The 15,218-nt window shown below is 39.0% G+C and carries 16 protein-coding genes; 9 read left to right on the top strand and 7 right to left on the bottom strand.

Going from position 1 to position 15,218, the window contains the following annotated elements; genetic code table 11:
• Positions 1-9 precede the first annotated feature (9 nt).
• Entirely contained in the window at positions 10-567 is a 558-nt protein-coding gene (locus H6G28_RS01545) for a YdcF family protein (RefSeq protein ID WP_242054429.1), read from the top strand.
• A 154-nt stretch (positions 568-721) separates the two neighbouring features.
• Here the strand turns inward: H6G28_RS01545 and hpsJ-A are convergent, their stop codons facing one another.
• From hpsJ-A to crtA, 3 genes are read right to left on the bottom strand one after another with little or no spacing between them, the layout of a single operon-like run.
• Positions 722-1,504 (bottom strand): HpsJ-like protein, cyanoexosortase A-associated, encoded by a 783-nt coding sequence (gene hpsJ-A, locus H6G28_RS01540; protein WP_190668421.1) that lies wholly within the window; start codon positions 1,502-1,504, stop codon positions 722-724.
• Between the two features lie 42 nt (positions 1,505-1,546).
• Positions 1,547-2,206 (bottom strand): cyanoexosortase A system-associated protein, encoded by a 660-nt coding sequence (locus tag H6G28_RS01535; protein ID WP_190668418.1) that lies wholly within the window; start codon positions 2,204-2,206, stop codon positions 1,547-1,549.
• Positions 2,206-3,087 carry a cyanoexosortase A gene (gene crtA / locus H6G28_RS01530; protein WP_242054428.1) on the bottom strand — a complete coding sequence of 294 codons (882 nt, stop codon included), beginning with the start codon at positions 3,085-3,087 and terminating at the stop codon, positions 2,206-2,208. Before crtA ends, H6G28_RS01535 begins: the two co-directional genes overlap by 1 nt.
• Positions 3,088-4,228: 1,141 nt before the next feature.
• Here crtA and H6G28_RS01525 point away from each other — a divergent pair.
• The 3 genes from H6G28_RS01525 to H6G28_RS01515 all read left to right on the top strand — a co-directional run bounded on the left by H6G28_RS01525 (position 4,229) and on the right by H6G28_RS01515 (position 9,182).
• On the top strand, positions 4,229-6,091 hold the full coding sequence (locus tag H6G28_RS01525; protein ID WP_190668414.1) for a carbohydrate-binding protein: 1,863 nt from the start codon (positions 4,229-4,231) through the stop codon (positions 6,089-6,091).
• A gap of 1,102 nt (positions 6,092-7,193) precedes the next feature.
• Positions 7,194-7,877, top strand: a complete 684-nt coding sequence (locus tag H6G28_RS01520) for a PEP-CTERM sorting domain-containing protein (RefSeq protein WP_190668411.1) — start codon at positions 7,194-7,196, stop codon at positions 7,875-7,877.
• Positions 7,878-8,642: 765 nt separating this feature from the next.
• Entirely contained in the window at positions 8,643-9,182 is a 540-nt protein-coding gene (locus H6G28_RS01515; RefSeq protein ID WP_190668409.1) for a WcaF family extracellular polysaccharide biosynthesis acetyltransferase, read from the top strand.
• Positions 9,183-9,369: 187 nt separating this feature from the next.
• Here H6G28_RS01515 and H6G28_RS01510 read toward each other — a convergent pair whose 3' ends face one another.
• Entirely contained in the window at positions 9,370-9,627 is a 258-nt protein-coding gene (locus tag H6G28_RS01510; RefSeq protein ID WP_190668406.1) for a hypothetical protein, read from the bottom strand.
• 324 nt (positions 9,628-9,951) lie between these two features.
• Between H6G28_RS01510 and H6G28_RS01505 the strand changes: the two genes are divergently transcribed.
• From H6G28_RS01505 to H6G28_RS01485, 5 genes are all read left to right on the top strand, one after another.
• A complete protein-coding gene (locus tag H6G28_RS01505) occupies positions 9,952-10,461 on the top strand; it encodes an inorganic diphosphatase (RefSeq protein ID WP_190668403.1) in 510 nt (169 codons plus the stop codon).
• Positions 10,462-10,645: 184 nt separating this feature from the next.
• The gene (locus tag H6G28_RS01500) at positions 10,646-10,831 is read left to right on the top strand and encodes a hypothetical protein (protein ID WP_190588161.1); all 186 of its coding nucleotides are present in this window, start codon (positions 10,646-10,648) and stop codon (positions 10,829-10,831) included.
• A complete protein-coding gene (locus H6G28_RS01495; protein WP_190588160.1) occupies positions 10,816-11,112 on the top strand; it encodes a type II toxin-antitoxin system RelE/ParE family toxin in 297 nt (98 codons plus the stop codon). Before H6G28_RS01500 ends, H6G28_RS01495 begins: the two co-directional genes overlap by 16 nt.
• Positions 11,113-11,331: 219 nt before the next feature.
• On the top strand, positions 11,332-11,715 hold the full coding sequence (gene panD, locus H6G28_RS01490) for an aspartate 1-decarboxylase (RefSeq protein WP_190588159.1): 384 nt from the start codon (positions 11,332-11,334) through the stop codon (positions 11,713-11,715).
• A 12-nt stretch (positions 11,716-11,727) separates the two neighbouring features.
• Positions 11,728-12,630 carry an MBL fold metallo-hydrolase gene (locus tag H6G28_RS01485; protein WP_190668401.1) on the top strand — a complete coding sequence of 301 codons (903 nt, stop codon included), beginning with the start codon at positions 11,728-11,730 and terminating at the stop codon, positions 12,628-12,630.
• Position 12,631: 1 nt separating this feature from the next.
• Here H6G28_RS01485 and H6G28_RS01480 read toward each other — a convergent pair whose 3' ends face one another.
• The 3 genes from H6G28_RS01480 to H6G28_RS01470 all read right to left on the bottom strand — a co-directional run bounded on the left by H6G28_RS01480 (position 12,632) and on the right by H6G28_RS01470 (position 15,064).
• Positions 12,632-12,787 carry a hypothetical protein gene (locus H6G28_RS01480; protein ID WP_190588157.1) on the bottom strand — a complete coding sequence of 52 codons (156 nt, stop codon included), beginning with the start codon at positions 12,785-12,787 and terminating at the stop codon, positions 12,632-12,634.
• A gap of 59 nt (positions 12,788-12,846) precedes the next feature.
• On the bottom strand, positions 12,847-13,914 hold the full coding sequence (locus H6G28_RS01475) for an anthranilate phosphoribosyltransferase family protein (protein ID WP_190668398.1): 1,068 nt from the start codon (positions 13,912-13,914) through the stop codon (positions 12,847-12,849).
• A 214-nt stretch (positions 13,915-14,128) separates the two neighbouring features.
• Positions 14,129-15,064: a LysR family transcriptional regulator gene (locus H6G28_RS01470; RefSeq protein WP_190588155.1), complete on the bottom strand. Its 936-nt coding sequence runs from the start codon at positions 15,062-15,064 to the stop codon at positions 14,129-14,131.
• Positions 15,065-15,218 lie beyond the last annotated feature (154 nt).

Genomic DNA, 15,218 nt, shown 5'->3' with positions numbered 1-15,218 from the left:
AGTCTAGTTATGAAATTATCGCCATACCTACTCAAACAAAATTGGATGTTGTTGTTAGTGGGTTTTATTCTCGCTATACTACTCACTATTCCTGTCCGATTAGCGATCGCTTACTACCAAGCTCCCCAATCTCAAGCTATATTAACCCTTGGCGGTGGCTCAGATAGAGAAGAATTTACTGCTTCATTTGCCCATTTTTATCCAGATTTGAAAATTTGGGTCTCTTCTGGCTCTCCTCCCAAAAGAGCAAGAGAAATTTTTCACGCCGCAGGTATTGATAAAAATAGAGTTTACCTTGACTACGAAGCTACAGACACAGTAACTAACTTTACCACTTTAGTAGATACTTTTAAACAACAGCAGATACAACACGTGTTTCTGATTACTTCTAAATTTCATATGCCCAGAGCCAAGGCGATCGCTACTATCATCCTTGGTAGTCGAGGTATTGCCTTTACTCCTGTCTCTGTACCATCTCACTCAACAGAACTAGAATCTATTTTTCGCATTCTTCGTGATATTCTTCGTTCTCTACTTTGGATAATTACAGGTTATACAGGTGCATAATTTTAACCTGAACGTTAGTTTATGCACTCATAGCACATATTTATAAATACTAAAAAAATGAAACCCACGTATGAGTTTCATCTTTTTGCAATAATTTTTTTAACGAAGGCTAGATGTGACGTACCTAGCCATCAAAAGATTACTTTTTCTTGAACTACGCTGATTTTTTTCTAGCCCAGCGTGTTTCCTTCCAAATCAGAATAAACAAAACTGCGGATATCAAAGCTCCTATATTCCATCTTACAGAGTTTTTCAGTAAATTGAAAGTTACAGAAGACTGATTTGTTTGCTTTTGAGTTTTGAGCTGTTGCTTGGTTTGGTTGAGTTGTGAAAGAATTTGATTTTTGACATCTTCAGGACTTCTACCATTTAATGAACCACCTTGGCGCTTAATTAAATTATCTATGTCTGTGGGTGAAGTTTTATTTAGTTGCTCTTCAACCTGATTAGCTTGAGAAAGTCTTTGTTCATAGCCAGTCTTAATTTGCTCAAGGTTAGTGTTATACAACCTTATTGTGTTAAGCACACCTAAAGGAATTAGCAGCAAGTATAACAATGCAACTAACAGACTTAAACGAGATAATAAAGCCAAAATACCTGATTCCCATCTGGCTCGTTTGGCTAACTTACCAGAAAAGATAAAAAGTAATCCAATTAATGGTATTCCCACTTGGTTTACCAACCTGCCCATCGTTTGGAATTCCCAAGTAGGATTCATAAAGCTTGGTGGCACAAAAATATCAATTAAGTCTAGAAGTGCCAACAACAGCATACCGTAGCCAAGAAAACGCCAAAGATTAACTAGTTCTAGTAGAGGTTGTATATTGCCTACTAGTTTACTTAATTTAGTGAATTCTAACTCAACAAATTCACGGATGTCTGTTTCACGAGCATTAGATTCATTAATGTTAGATTCACGAATGTTTGTTTCAGCCATAATTAAAAGGTAAATAAATTACAAAGGTAAAGTTATTAAAATTCAAGGTTTAGGAAATCGAGGTTGCCACCACTGATACCAAGAAAACCAAGCTTGTTCCAGTGTTTGGTAGGCTTCTTCAGGGGAAGAATTTTTTAAAGGAATTGATAAATATACCCATAAACAGCGTTTGTCTAAAAGGGCTTCTTGTCCTAGTAAGATTGGTACTATTCGATTAAAGCTGATATCTTGAGAAAAGCGATTATCTCTAAACTGTGTATGAGTAAAAGTACTACCTCCTCGTGGGTTGATACAAGCACTGAGATAGGCTTTTTGTTTGTCTACACCCAGTCCGTAGTATCCTATTTGCTTTTGCTGACGCACTGTAGTAGATGATTTTATGCCGATATTGCGTTTAATATATACACCAATATCTGCATAATAAAAATTCTGTAAATAGTGCATTTCAATATCTAGAGGCAAATCATTTTTCAGATATTGATAATGTTTTTGTGCTAATAAATCTTTACTCTCCTTATTTAAAGGTTGTGATGATGTAGCCAATATAGGCTGCCATTCTGCTAAAGGAACTTCTTGCGGAAAAACAAAAGTATTAACTTTTGGTTTATCTGGATTAGGAAATAAAATTGATTTTCCTAAAACTAATATTCCTGAGCAAAATATTAAAGCTAAAAACTTAATACGGGTTTCTTTCCAGTACATTACTCTGCATAATTTATATTGTTTTTACTTTCGTTTTCATTTCTACTGAGTAAAAACCAGCAGAAACAGCATAAGAATATACTAGCAATCATAGCGAATATAAGAGAACCATCCCCTTCATGCCAGTATTCAAATGCTTGTTTATCACCCTGAGCAACTAAAATAGCCATTAATGAAACACGAAAACCATTGACAATAAATCCTATTATTGTAGCTAATATTGGTAACATAATTTTTTGATATGATTTAAAATCAAACATAAAAATAAATAATACTGCTAGGCTAACTAAATCTAAGATCATATCTATCCCAGAACAACCAGAATATACTTCTATAGTTCCTGTTGGCAAACTAACAATAATTCCAGAGCGAGTTACTTTAAAACCTGTATACCAAAGAATGGCTGTAGAAAGTTTAGCAGTTAAAATTGATAGGTCTATTGTTATCAAAAACAACAAATTTCTTATAGTTAGAAAACACAATAGTAACAGTTCTTTGTAGTATTGTTTTAAGCCTTTATAACCAGAAGCAAGTAGAGCAAGACCAAAACCAGAAAACAACGGAGGAAATAAAGATAATATTCCGATATTTATCTGAAATAAACTAATTATAAATATAAATGATATAAATATTAAACCTATAGAACTAGACAATAATCCGCTATCAAAATTTAATTTCTGCTTCTTTTCTTTCAATAAAGTAAAAATAACAATAAAAAATAAAACATTGATGCAGAAGTTAGTTGTTTCGTCTTTCCTTGCAACTAGTGTTAAGTTAATTGCTACTAATGAACTACCTATTCCTAATAACCATAATTCAATGTTTTTTAGTGATTTAAACAAGGTATTTTGCATAGCCATTTTACTTTCATCGTTTTGCATATACGTATAGTATGTATCTCTAGATATAAATTGGCTTTTTTATTAGAATGAAATTGCTTTTTATTAGCAAAAAATCATCCAATATCAATATTAAATTATCTAGATAGTAGGAGTATAGAATTAAAAGTGAATATTTTTACACCTTACTCCTGGGACACTTTGCTGATAAATAAAATTAAAGTTATTGAGTCGTTATACGAGCTTATGTAAATACATTTGCATACAACGTACAAATAATACAACCTTTAGCTAAAATTTTTCATCAAATCTTCATTTAATGTCCGAGTATATTCTGAGCTATGTTCTCCTTCTACATCAAAGAACATCTCTTATTTTGCCAATCCTGGCAGGCACGATAGGCTTATTGCCTATTGTTGTGTTAAAAACTGATTCGACCCTAATGACAAAAATATTCTTCATAATCTTTATAGTCTTACAAAAAATAAATTTCAGAGATACTTTATCAAGAAAGTAAAGCTGAAATCTGTCGAGTGCGTTATGGCAATGCTCAACGCCCTGTATATCTCTGTCTTTCACGGATAATCTTCACTCTTTTAAACCCTCAAAATCTTGTCTAGCCGTAACACACCCTACTTAATAGTTACTTTTCACATCATCCATATTCGTGCAAGATGAGTTATTTTTTATACTTGACATTAATAAAATAGGTTTTTGCTTTGCGTTTATGATGTGAAATTAAAATCAAGGGTTTCTAGATAAACTCTAAACTTTACTTCAGGTAAGGAATACAGGTTAGTATTAATTTTTATTTCTTATTTAATTCCATTATAGAAACAACATAAGCATCAAGTTGAAAACCTTGATTTAGTAAGCGTTTCACATCTTGGTTATCATATTCAGTTTTTTATCAGTACCATCAATCATACTTAACTTAATAGTAAGCGTTTAATAGCATCATACTTGGCTCAAGCTTTGATTTACTAAGTACTTTAGCTTGAAAAGTGTAGATCCTCTTATAAGAGTTTCATATTTTAAAAGTTCTTTATCCCAAGAAATGCTGAGGTTGTTAGGTCGATTCGTAATATATTATCTCAAGTGTCGTTCCGTAATAATTCGTGAACGTAGTAGCAGCTAGTTAACTGCAATTCCCTGTTTCCTATTTTGATTCGGCTTAGAGGAGATGATAAAAAATAAAATTAGTAAATTTTTACTATACGCTGCGATCGCGTTAGTATTTAGCTTGTCTAGTGTTGTTCATGCACAAACTCCTATTAATGCAACATCTAGCTTTCAAGTAGCTGCCAACACAAGTACCATTCCATCAAGCTCTATTGCACCTTGGCCAGTTCTTCAGCGTATAGACGCTCTCAATTTTTCATCCAATGTTGGTTTGAAGACTATTTGGGGCGATTATTGGGAGCGTAGCGAGGAACCGTTTTCCGTCAACTTCGTTTCCGTAACCCAAGAGTTGACTAACGCTGCAAATGGCAATTATGCAGTGTACAACAACCTTGATTTAGGTAGTGGCGTAGAGGCGCTGATGTTACGTATTTCTTTGCCTTCTGGTACAAATAGTGTTGAAGTGCGCCTCGGCTCGGCTAGTGGTTCTGTAGTAGGAAATTGTAGCATCAATAGCACTGGCTCTACGTCAGCTTACCGTACTGTTCTTTGCCCTCTAAATAAAAACCTCGCAAAAGGGACACAAAACTTAGTTATCAGGTTTACGGGAATCAGCACTAGTTTGCGTTTTAATTGGTTTGCCTTTTGGGCAAATAACACAGTACAGAAAATTGACGAGATACAAAAAGTTCAAGATAGTAAGTTTGTCAATCAACCTGCACCATTTAAACCAATAGCAGGCAGTGCGGTACGGACAAAAGATATGCTGCCAGGAAGTTCTGAGATTTTAGCTAAATCATATAGTCTGTGGTCTCCTGGCAAAACATGGGAATGCCCTAAATGGATGCACGATACTTATTGGACGAAGGGGGAAGATGGTAAGGTTTACCCCACATGGCACTCGCCTGTGGATTTTAACCCTGAAACGAACACTTATTGTACATACGGTCATGAGCATGGTGATGACCCGCGCGGTTCAGAGGTGTTTAATATCGCAGGTATGCCTGCTTTTGGTTATGTCAACGAACAGTTAGCAGCTAATAATCCATCTAACCCATCTGTTCACAGACATGAAGATCATTTTGGTCATAAGGTTCTTGTCGCTAACAACTGGCGGATGTATGATGCCAGCGATGCCAGCAAAAAGACAACCTGTGATGCTGTTATCAAAGTCCACATGGGTTCACATTCAGCAGATGCTCTTGTGAACACGGCACATGAGATGTTTGTCTCTGGAAAATGTGATGGTCATGAACCATTTAACTTAAAACAATTTGCTTTATTTGGAGTGCCAGGATCGTTTATTGAGCCTCAAGCGCATTTATGTACACTCCCCGTTACACCTGCAATCACACCAAATCCCACCAATCAGCCAAATGGTGGTTTTCATCGTGCTATTCCGACGGCGGGATGTTATGTACGGGGAACCCAAGATGAGCAATCTTCGTGGATTTTAAAAAGAAACATTGAATTTTGGCTAACGAGTTTTGCTGGACGTAGTTTTTATTTTACGGTTACAAATCCCGCCCGTTTTTATGATCCCTCGTCTGCAACTAAAATCAAGAGAACAGTAGATGTTTGCTATGATTCAAACCATCCTCTTTCTAAAACCTTATTATGCCAAGAAGTTCTAGCCTCTGGAAGCAAGGTTACATGGGATGATCCTCGTTCGCCTTTCCGGGGAACAGTTCATTTAAATACCCATTTCTCAGGACTGGAATTTGCTAATTCTTCAAATTCTGTAATTTATACAGATGCTTACGGGAAAAACAAAAGAACATCACCTGAGCCTGCTAATGGAATTACCTTGAAGCAAATTGTTCCTGTCCAGGGTTTTAGGTATAGGGTCGATGGCAATGCTAGTGTTTTTCCTGCTGGAGACTATTCAGCAGCCGGGAAGAATGGGGTAAGAGCGCCTAATTAAAAGCAAAATAATTAATTGCCAAAACAGTCTATGTACAAACGCCATAGACTGTTTTTGTCTCTTGCAGGACTTACGCAAAAATTCTCAAAAAGCTTAATTTATCGTAGACGCGAAGCGGCTAGAAGTTACGCACTATACAAATCAACCATAATACGTGTAACGGTATTTGGTTGTTTCAAGCGTTTTGTATCACCCAGATTTATTAGCATATTTGCGATCGCTAAGTGCTAAACATGGCTGACACAGCCAAATTGTGTGTAGTACTTATGTACGATGCGTAAGTCCTAGCGGCTTCCCGCAGGGTACCGCCAAGTCGCCTTCGCGTAGCGTCTCCGTCAGGAGAAGAACGCCAAGAAATCGTAGAGTCTGCGTAAGTTCTGTCTTGATTAGTGGAAGTATTGTGCCTCATTCAGAAGGATAGAGAATAATACTATGAGAGATAACATTTTTCATTATTATCTCTATACCTATTCATATTCTTTTTGTGGTAACGCAAGTTCTAACTCGACATTTAAGTACATCCTACTAAGTTTCAGTGAGTGATCTCTATATAGCGGTTCTTATTCCAGTGAGGTACATTTCCCTAGCCTCTAGCCTCTAGTCTCTACCCGGATTTCTCCATCTACTTGTACTGCACTCAACCGAGAAACGCTATAAGTAGACTACAATGTTATTGAGGAATTTACTCAATAAATGCACCTCTCAAAATATCTCTTGTGTATCTACATATCTTTATAATCATCAGATTTCAATGCTGTTAAGCATTGTCTTATGTTAGATAATTAAGTTCATCAATAAATTAAATAGAGTTTATTGATTTTTTATTCTTTATTCTTTATTCAGAAGAAACTATTAAACTTTTGTCAGCAATAAAAAACAGTAAACATAATATATGTTTATTGCAAAGATTTGATGAAATATGCAAGTTAATATTGTAAATTTACGGTACTTCTGAAATCATTGTTTTTACGGTTACTAGTATAGCTCAATTAATTCATCAACCATCATGTTAGTTACATAACGAATGTGGTTACTCATTGGAGTTAATTGATACTTGTATTAGTATTCGCAAACTAACATCAAAAAAATAAACTGGAGCCTTATGAAACAATTTCAATCGGTGTTGTTTGGGGCAACATTAGCAGCTACAACAGCAGCCGCAGTTGCTTTTACTCCTTCTTCGGCACAAGCTATTACTCTCTATGGTGAGTTAGAGCTTCAAGGTGCTGCGGCAGTCCAGAGACTATCACCCAGTCAAGTTTCCATAAATTTTACCGATGTGAAAACGGTCGTATCAGTGCCAACTTTCTCTGATCTTAGTCCCTCTCTTGGTGCTGGTGTACCAGGAGTCCTTCCTATTAATATTGGAGGTGGTTCAGGAATTGATATCCAAGATTTAACTCTTAACCTGGTTTCAGGTACTACTTATGCGACAGCAGCCGTTACATCCTTCCTGAATTTTGGTCAAAGGTCACTAGACGGAGGAAATACATTTGCAGCATTAACTTTTGATCTTAATCCTGCCCAATTTTTTGTTCAAACAATCCCTAATGGCGGTCTAGCTGTATCATTACTGGGTACAACAGGTGTCTGGCGATTTGGTGAAGATATCGTTGGTACAGCTCAAATTAGCGCAAACGACATAGGGAACGTAGGTGGTTACACAATTACTGCAACTGCTGTACCAGAACCCATAACAATGGGTGGTCTAGCTGTGGGTGCTGGTTTTGCTGGTTTCCTCAGAAAACGTTATGCCAAAAAAGACAAGCAACTCACAAAAGCCTAAGTTCAATAATTTTGAACTCAATATCAAATAACGGCTTTTATATTCATTGAGTGTTCCGCTAGTAATATGGTTAAAAAAATTCAAAGCCAAATTTTATGATGAAATTTGATTTGAGTTTTTACACTAGCCATACATCAACTCAGACCAAAGCTAGAGTTTAGTTTTCTTAGCAAGTTCATCATATCTATAAAATTTAGAAAAGTTGGTATTGCTGAGTAAAAGTATAAATTTGTTTCATACAGAGGCACAAAGAGTAAATTTTTAAGACTCAAACTTCTAAAATTTAACCTCAATTCAGCAATACCAAAATTTTGTTATCCCAATTCCATAAGATATAGCGTTTCTCGGTTGAGTGCGGTACAAGTAGATGGAGAAAAGAGGCTAGAGACTAGGGACTGTTTTCAAACTCTGTGATCCCCCCAACCCCCCTTAAAAAGGGGGGCTAAGAAACTCTTAAAGTCCCCCTTTTTAAGGGGAGCCACTGCGTTGCGGAGGTTCCCTCCGTTGTAGCAAGTGGCGTGGATTTAGGGGGATCTAAAAAGTTAGGAGGCAAAATTAATAGTTTTAAAACACGCCCTAGAGGCTAGAGACTAGGGAAATGTACCTCACTGGAATAAGAACCGCAATAATACGGTTCAGTTAAGCAGCAAAGTAGGTTGGGTGAAGCGATAGCGAAACCCAACAAAGTATGTATGGATGTTGGGTTTCGTTCCTCAACCCAACCTACGCCAGAATTGGTTTTTAGTTTATTAACTGAATTGATATATGCGCTTAGATAGCTACACTCTTGGTACTTATACTCCTGGCGCACCTTTATGGAAACAAGTGTTGTGGTATTTCCTCGGTTCTCCGTTAGTGCAGAATCGGTGGTTAACTGCTTCAGGGTTAAAAGTGTGGTTACTCAGAAGTTTTGGAGCGCAGATAGGTGAGAATGTGCGGATTAAACCAGGAGCGCGGGTGAAGTTTCCCTGGCGATTAACTGTAGGTGATCATGTGTGGATTGGAGAAGATGCTTGGATTGATAATCTAGCAAATGTGACAATTGAAAGTCATGTATGTATATCTCAAGGGGTGTATCTATGCACTGGGAACCATGACTGGAGTCATCCCGATTTTAAATTAATGACTGCGCCAATTCACATTCAAGAAAGTAGTTGGATTGCTGCAAAATCAGTAATTGGCCCTGGAGTCACTGTTGGGAAGGGTGCGGTGTTGACTTTGGGTGGAGTTACAGGACGTTCTTTAGAAGCGATGACAATTTATGCTGGGAATCCCGCCCAACCTATTAAGCAGCGTAAGATTTAATTGTGGTAGAAGGCGATCGCACCATAAATCATATCGAGAATAGCACCTCGACTCCGCTCGGTGATCGGAAGCAGAGGGGTGATGGAAGTGATTTGTATTAGCAACTTTGGGAAATGGTATAAGATTTAACAACAGTGGTGAAGAGCGATCTCACTATATGTCAGGTACATCTCCAAGGATGCTGTGTTTATAATTCTGAGGCTGTATCTGGGGCAATAATTTCACCAGTACCTATTTCGAGAATCATATCTTGATCAGTAATTAATTCACTCAATTCTTTGACTTGTAAATTCATTTGTTCACAAGCTTGTCGGAGTTCTTGGGCAAAAGTATTGAGATCATCGCCATAGCCACATTGATAAGCAGCAGTTTCAATTCCTAGTTTGGCATTTGCTCTGGCACAATCTACTAATTCTGTGCCGTACAATGGTTTTGCAGATGGCATAATTCTATTATTTATTGATTAAATGTTAGTTTTAGATTAGCCATTCTTTAAGTATTGACACATCCCTCGGATGGCAGAATCATTACTACAAAATCATAATTAAGTACTCAAAATTGAGAACTTTCTCTTTATTCTTAAAACCAGAATTTTTAGGTAGTAGCAGCAACTTCACTCAAAATTCAGGATGATTTGGGTGTGGAACTTTGTCAGATTCTGGGTGTGTGAGAAAATACTTTGGGCAGAAGTACATCTTGGCCATAAAATTCTACACGGGGAACTAAACAGAGTGCATCCCCAATTTACTGTTAGCCAAGGAGTGTTGTTGTGGACTTATCCCGTATTCCTGCTCAACCAAAACCGGGTATTCTGAACGTTCTGATTGAAATCCCAGGTGGAAGCAAGAATAAATACGAGTATGACAAAGAACTGGAAGCTTTTGCCCTAGACCGAGTGCTTTATTCTTCGGTAAGATATCCCTACGACTATGGTTTTGTGCCGAATACTTTGGCTGATGATGGCGACCCTCTAGATGGGATGGTGATCATCGATGAGCCAACTTTTCCTGGTTGTATCATTGCTGCACGCCCAATAGGTATGTTAGAGATGATTGATGGTGGCGATCGCGATGAAAAAATTCTTTGTGTACCAGACAAAGACCCACGCTATACCCATGTCAAATCTCTCAACGACGTAGCGCCACACCGTTTAGATGAGATTGCTGAATTTTTCCGCAGTTATAAAAACTTGGAAAAGAAAGTAACTGAAATTCTCGGTTGGCAAGATGTTGGTACAGTTTCAGCTTTGGTAGACAAGTGCATCCAAGCTGCTAAATAATCTTTGAGTGCTGAGAGTTGAGCAAACGCCTACAGCATCTATATGTTAGTGCTACATAATAGGCAACATACTCAGCAACGCCAGTTCGTTCAAGTCGGCAGAGCCGCCCACACGACTGGCTCCTCAGCAATCTTCACATTTGAGCTAAAATCATTTTGATCTCGGAATCAAAAAATAAACTGCTATGAGTGATAGAGAAACAGTTCTGGAACTTGTGAAAAGATTACCTCCTCACGTCTCTCTTCGTGATATAGTGCGGGAAATTGAGTTTATTGCTGCTGTCAGAGAGGGTTTAGCAGAAATTGACCAAGGTCAAGGAGTGTCGATTGAGGCTGTTGAGCAAATGATTGCAGCATGGACTACCAAGTAGTTCTCTCTCCAAAAGCTATAGGAGATTTGGAAGCTATTGTTAGGTACATTGCCTTAAGTAATCCTGAAGCTGCAAGAAAATTGGGTCAGCAACTCTTGGAAAAAACCAAAGAGTTAAGCCAGTTTCCTCTCCGAGGTCAAAGAGTACCGGAATTTAATGATTCTCATATCCGTCAGCTGATTCTTAAGCCTTACCGAATTATTTATCGTGTAGAAGAAGATAAACAACGAATCAGTATTGCTAGGTTTTGGCATTCGGCACAAGAGAGCTTAGAGCTTTAAAGAAAACAGGACTCACGTAAGTGTCACAATTGGTGGTTGGTGCGTGACGCGATAAATCTGATGACTATGTTCAAATCTTCTCGTTGCGTCACACACCCTACAGAAAAAATATGCCAGTTGCGTAAGTCCTAGAAAAATTGAGTTTAAAACCCTGTCATTTTACAACGGCTGGATGCTTTTGTGATACTAGAGTCAGGCAATCAAAAAACCTCAAAAATAATGCAGCGTACAGTTCTTTTGGCAAAAATACACAATTGCACCCTGACTGGGGCGAATATTAACTACGTAGGTAGTATCAGCATCGATGAAATGTTGTTAGACAAGGCTGGTATTCTACCATACGAGCAAGTGCAAGTCGTCAATGTTGCCAATGGTGAACGCTTTATTACATACACAATCAAGGCTCCAGCCAATTCGGGAATTATTGAGCTAAATGGGGCGGCGGCACGTCTAGGCATTGTGGGCGATCGCTTGATTATAATGGCTTACGGGCAGTTCTCTTTGGAAGAGTTAAAAAATTACTCTCCTACGGTAGTCATTGTGGACGAAAAAAACCGACTATTAGAAGTGCGGCACTACGATGACCTGCTCAGTAAGGTCTAAATTGTCAGAAAAATGTCAAATCTTGCGCCGTCGGATTTCCAAAGTTCCGTAACTGAAACCGCAACTACAACCGCTAGTAGTTCCGTGGGTGAATTTTTTGTGCAATTTTGGGGTGTCAGAGGTTTAATCGCCACCCCAGCTAGTAACGCCGATCGCTATGGCGGAAATACTGCTTGTGTAGAAATACAAGTAGCAGGTAAACGCTTGATTTTTGATGGTGGAACTGGTCTACGTATTCTCGGTAAATCTTTGCGACAACTGCAACAACCGATAGAAGCACATTTATTTTTTACCAATTCTCAATCAAATCGCATTCAAGGGTTTCCGTTTTTTGCACCAGCATTTGTCCCAGAAAACCGCTTTCATATTTATGGTTCGGCTGCTTCTAACAGTGCTTCGATTAAACAGTGCCTTTGTGATCAGATGTTACAGCCGCACTTTCCTTATCCACTCCAGGTAATGCAGTCGGAATTGCATTTCCATAATGTGATTCCCGGTAATGATGTGCAGCTAGATGATGTCACAGTTACCACAGCCTTGATTAATCAAACACAGCGTTCTGTTGGCTACCGAGTTTCCTGGCAGAACAAAAGTGTTGCTTACGTTACTGATTTAACCAAAAATGCTGATCCTGTTGATCAAGAGCAGATTTTACAACTGGTAAAAGGTGTAGATTTGCTAGTTGCAAATGCTACTTACGTTCCACCAACAGCCAATAGCCACGAATCGACGGATGTACACTGGCAAGCGGCTGTAGAAGTAGCCCAAAATGCAGCAGTGAAGAAATTAGTGATTTCCCATCACCATCCCGATGATGAGGATGATTTTCTGGATCAGGTGCAAACTGATGTAAAAGCAACTTTTGCCCAAGGTTTACTAGCCTGTGAAGGTCTGGTGTTATCTATTGGTGAATAATTTACTTGATACATTTGAGCGTGCCGTATACTCCGCGAGTTTCCACCTGTACACAGTCTGGATGAAAACCTGCGGCGATCGCAATTTGCTGCAATTCATCGGCAGTGAAGAAGCGAAACACTATGCTGGGTAAGGGTTGGAGAAATTTATTGGACAACAGGACAAGCGATCGCTTGCTGTAAACAAGACATCATAATATTTGGATTGTAAAAGTAATTAAATATGCTGCAAGGCATTCTGGGAAGTTGAATTAACTATTTGCTTCAACTCTTGCAATTTAGCCGCGACTACACCATTAGTTAATAGTTCTTTGGCTGTGGCGATACCTGATGCCATATCTGAACACATACCACTGCGCCAGAGATAAAATCCCCCATTCCATAAAGCTGTTTGTAATAATTCCCCTGGTTTGCCTGCTAGAACCTCTTGAATTTGGGTGATTAATTCTTCAGTGGTGCCTAAAGGGACATTTTTGGTGGTAAACCCGTAATCATGGGGTGAGAGAAATAACCTGGCTAAATCTGGGGATGGGGATAAAGCGATAATTGCGGTGCGATCGCGCGGTAAGTCACCACTTCCTTCTAAGCCTTTAATCAAGGTATATTTTCTTACTCCATTTAACTCTAATGCAGATTGAAACATTCCCTCGGTGGGGGGATGAACAAACCCGGCAATTAAGTGAGCATTACCCGCATAAGGACACCAAATTAATTCCATTGTGGCAAAGGGTGGACGTTTACCGAGTTGGTCGCGGTATTCCCAAATACTGTTAGTTAAGGGGAAATGACGAGGTGTGTAGATAAAGCCAATTTTGGTTTGTGCAAAGACTTGCTGGGTTTGAGGTAACGATAAAGCAGTCCAATCAACGCCTAAACCTTGCCAAACTTCGATTAAAGGTAAACCATATTTGGTGGGCAAGCGATCGCCACCGTGCATCACCACAGGTTGTCCAGCCGCCGCGAGAATTAAAGCTGTAACGTTGCTAATGGGTGCAGTCCGAGTTCTGCCATCATAAGGTATTCCCAACACCATCACAGGTGATGTAGCGTTGATCGGCTGGAGTTTTGGCCCTAGTTCATTGTATGTATCTAACATTCCTGCCAACTCTTCGCCCGTTGGTCGTTTGATGCGATGGGCAATTAAGAATGCGCCGATTTGGGCTGGTGTGGCTTCTCCCAACAAAATCATTTTAGTAGCGATCGCAGCTTCCGCACGAGTTAAATTTTCGCCTGTGTGATTGCCACTGCCTACCTTTTTGAGTAGTTCCCTGAAGATATTGCTCATATTTGGTCACTGGTCATTTGTCATTGGTCATTGGTCATTGGTACAGAAATTGACCCTCCAAAGTTTAGATTTTAAATTTTGGATAGTGGAATTGAATCTAAAATCCAAAGTCTCAAATTGGTCGCTCCCTTTATGGGTGCAGACAATCTAAAATCTAAAATCCAAAATCTAAAATTGGTTGACCATTGACTATGGACTGTTGACTAATCATACTTCAGGAAGCCGATCGCTGTTCTTTTGATTGCGGCGGAATATTTTCTAACACCAATTCCCAAAAATGTTTAATCGGGGGAATTTGCAGGCGGTCTTGGGTTGTGACCATAACGACGCGGCGAGTCAACCCAGAATTATCTAAGGGATTATTAGCTAAAGGACGCACGGCTAAAGTTGAGTCGTGACGCGATTCGACTAACGCCGAAGTCGGAAGTAAGGCAATTAATTCACCTTGACGCACCACACCCCGAAACGCATCTAAAGTATTGACTTCTAAAGCCGCATGGAGTACTGCTTCTAAACGCTCAAATTTATCTTGGACTAACCGTTGCATTCCATAGCCATCTTTAAATACCACTTGGGGATAACGCACCAATTCTGACCAAGGAATGCGTTCATATTGGGCGAGAGGATGATTAGCGGCGATGAGGACTTCGATTGGTTCTTCGTATAAAACTTCCACCACCATTTCCCTGCCGGTGGTTAAAAAGCGATTATTCATGACGATCGCTAAATCTACTAAACCATCTTTGAGAACCTTCAGGGCGCGATCGCTCCCCAAAGATGTTACCCGCAACTGGACTTCGGGATAATCTCGGCAGAACTTTTGTAATACTGGCGGTAAGTAAGAAGCACAAAGAGAATGAATCGAAGCAATGCACAACTCTGGTTGCTTACCCGCCATTAAGTCTACTAATTCTTGGGTAGCAACTTGCCACTCCTGACAAATCTTGCGGACACGCGGCAATAAACGTTCCCCGCCCAAAGTTAATTTAGCATGAGTATTGCGGTGAAACAGTTCCACACCCAAATCTGCCTCTAAAGCTTGAATTTGGCGGCTGATAGTTGATTGAGTGACACCACATTGTCGGGCTGCTTGTTGGAAGCTGCCACTGTCTGCGATCGCCAAAAAAGCTTGCAACTGTTCTAGTCGCATGTGAAGGTAGCCTGAATTACATTTACGGCTCTCATCAAGTTAACGGTTTTCCTCCCAAAATTTAGTAGAGTTTGCTACATCTGCTCATAATTGACATATCTTAATAGAAATTTAACTTTTTCTTGTGATCTAAATAAACCGCAGCCGTCAAAAG

Origin of the sequence: Nostoc sp. FACHB-190, assembly GCF_014696905.1 — a bacterium.
In the GTDB taxonomy this organism is placed as follows: domain Bacteria; phylum Cyanobacteriota; class Cyanobacteriia; order Cyanobacteriales; family Nostocaceae; genus Nostoc_B.
This window is presented reverse-complemented; position numbering and strand designations above follow the sequence as displayed.

Bases quoted from the DNA above. Each gene is read 5' to 3' on its own strand.
- H6G28_RS01525 (WP_190668414.1), top strand. From the start codon at position 4,229: ATGATAAAAAATAAAATTAGTAAATTTTTACTATACGCTGCGATCGCG.
- H6G28_RS01520 (WP_190668411.1), top strand. From the start codon at position 7,194: ATGAAACAATTTCAATCGGTGTTGTTTGGGGCAACATTAGCAGCTACA.
- H6G28_RS01495 (WP_190588160.1), top strand. From the start codon at position 10,816: ATGGACTACCAAGTAGTTCTCTCTCCAAAAGCTATAGGAGATTTGGAA.
- H6G28_RS01485 (WP_190668401.1), top strand. From the start codon at position 11,728: ATGTCAAATCTTGCGCCGTCGGATTTCCAAAGTTCCGTAACTGAAACC.
- H6G28_RS01475 (WP_190668398.1), bottom strand. From the start codon at position 13,914: ATGAGCAATATCTTCAGGGAACTACTCAAAAAGGTAGGCAGTGGCAAT.
- hpsJ-A (WP_190668421.1), bottom strand. From the start codon at position 1,504: ATGGCTGAAACAAACATTCGTGAATCTAACATTAATGAATCTAATGCT.
- panD (WP_190588159.1), top strand. From the start codon at position 11,332: ATGCAGCGTACAGTTCTTTTGGCAAAAATACACAATTGCACCCTGACT.
- H6G28_RS01515 (WP_190668409.1), top strand. From the start codon at position 8,643: ATGCGCTTAGATAGCTACACTCTTGGTACTTATACTCCTGGCGCACCT.
- crtA (WP_242054428.1), bottom strand. From the start codon at position 3,087: ATGCAAAACGATGAAAGTAAAATGGCTATGCAAAATACCTTGTTTAAA.
- H6G28_RS01470 (WP_190588155.1), bottom strand. From the start codon at position 15,064: ATGCGACTAGAACAGTTGCAAGCTTTTTTGGCGATCGCAGACAGTGGC.
- H6G28_RS01510 (WP_190668406.1), bottom strand. From the start codon at position 9,627: ATGCCATCTGCAAAACCATTGTACGGCACAGAATTAGTAGATTGTGCC.
- H6G28_RS01535 (WP_190668418.1), bottom strand. From the start codon at position 2,206: ATGTACTGGAAAGAAACCCGTATTAAGTTTTTAGCTTTAATATTTTGC.
- H6G28_RS01545 (WP_242054429.1), top strand. From the start codon at position 10: ATGAAATTATCGCCATACCTACTCAAACAAAATTGGATGTTGTTGTTA.
- H6G28_RS01500 (WP_190588161.1), top strand. From the start codon at position 10,646: ATGAGTGATAGAGAAACAGTTCTGGAACTTGTGAAAAGATTACCTCCT.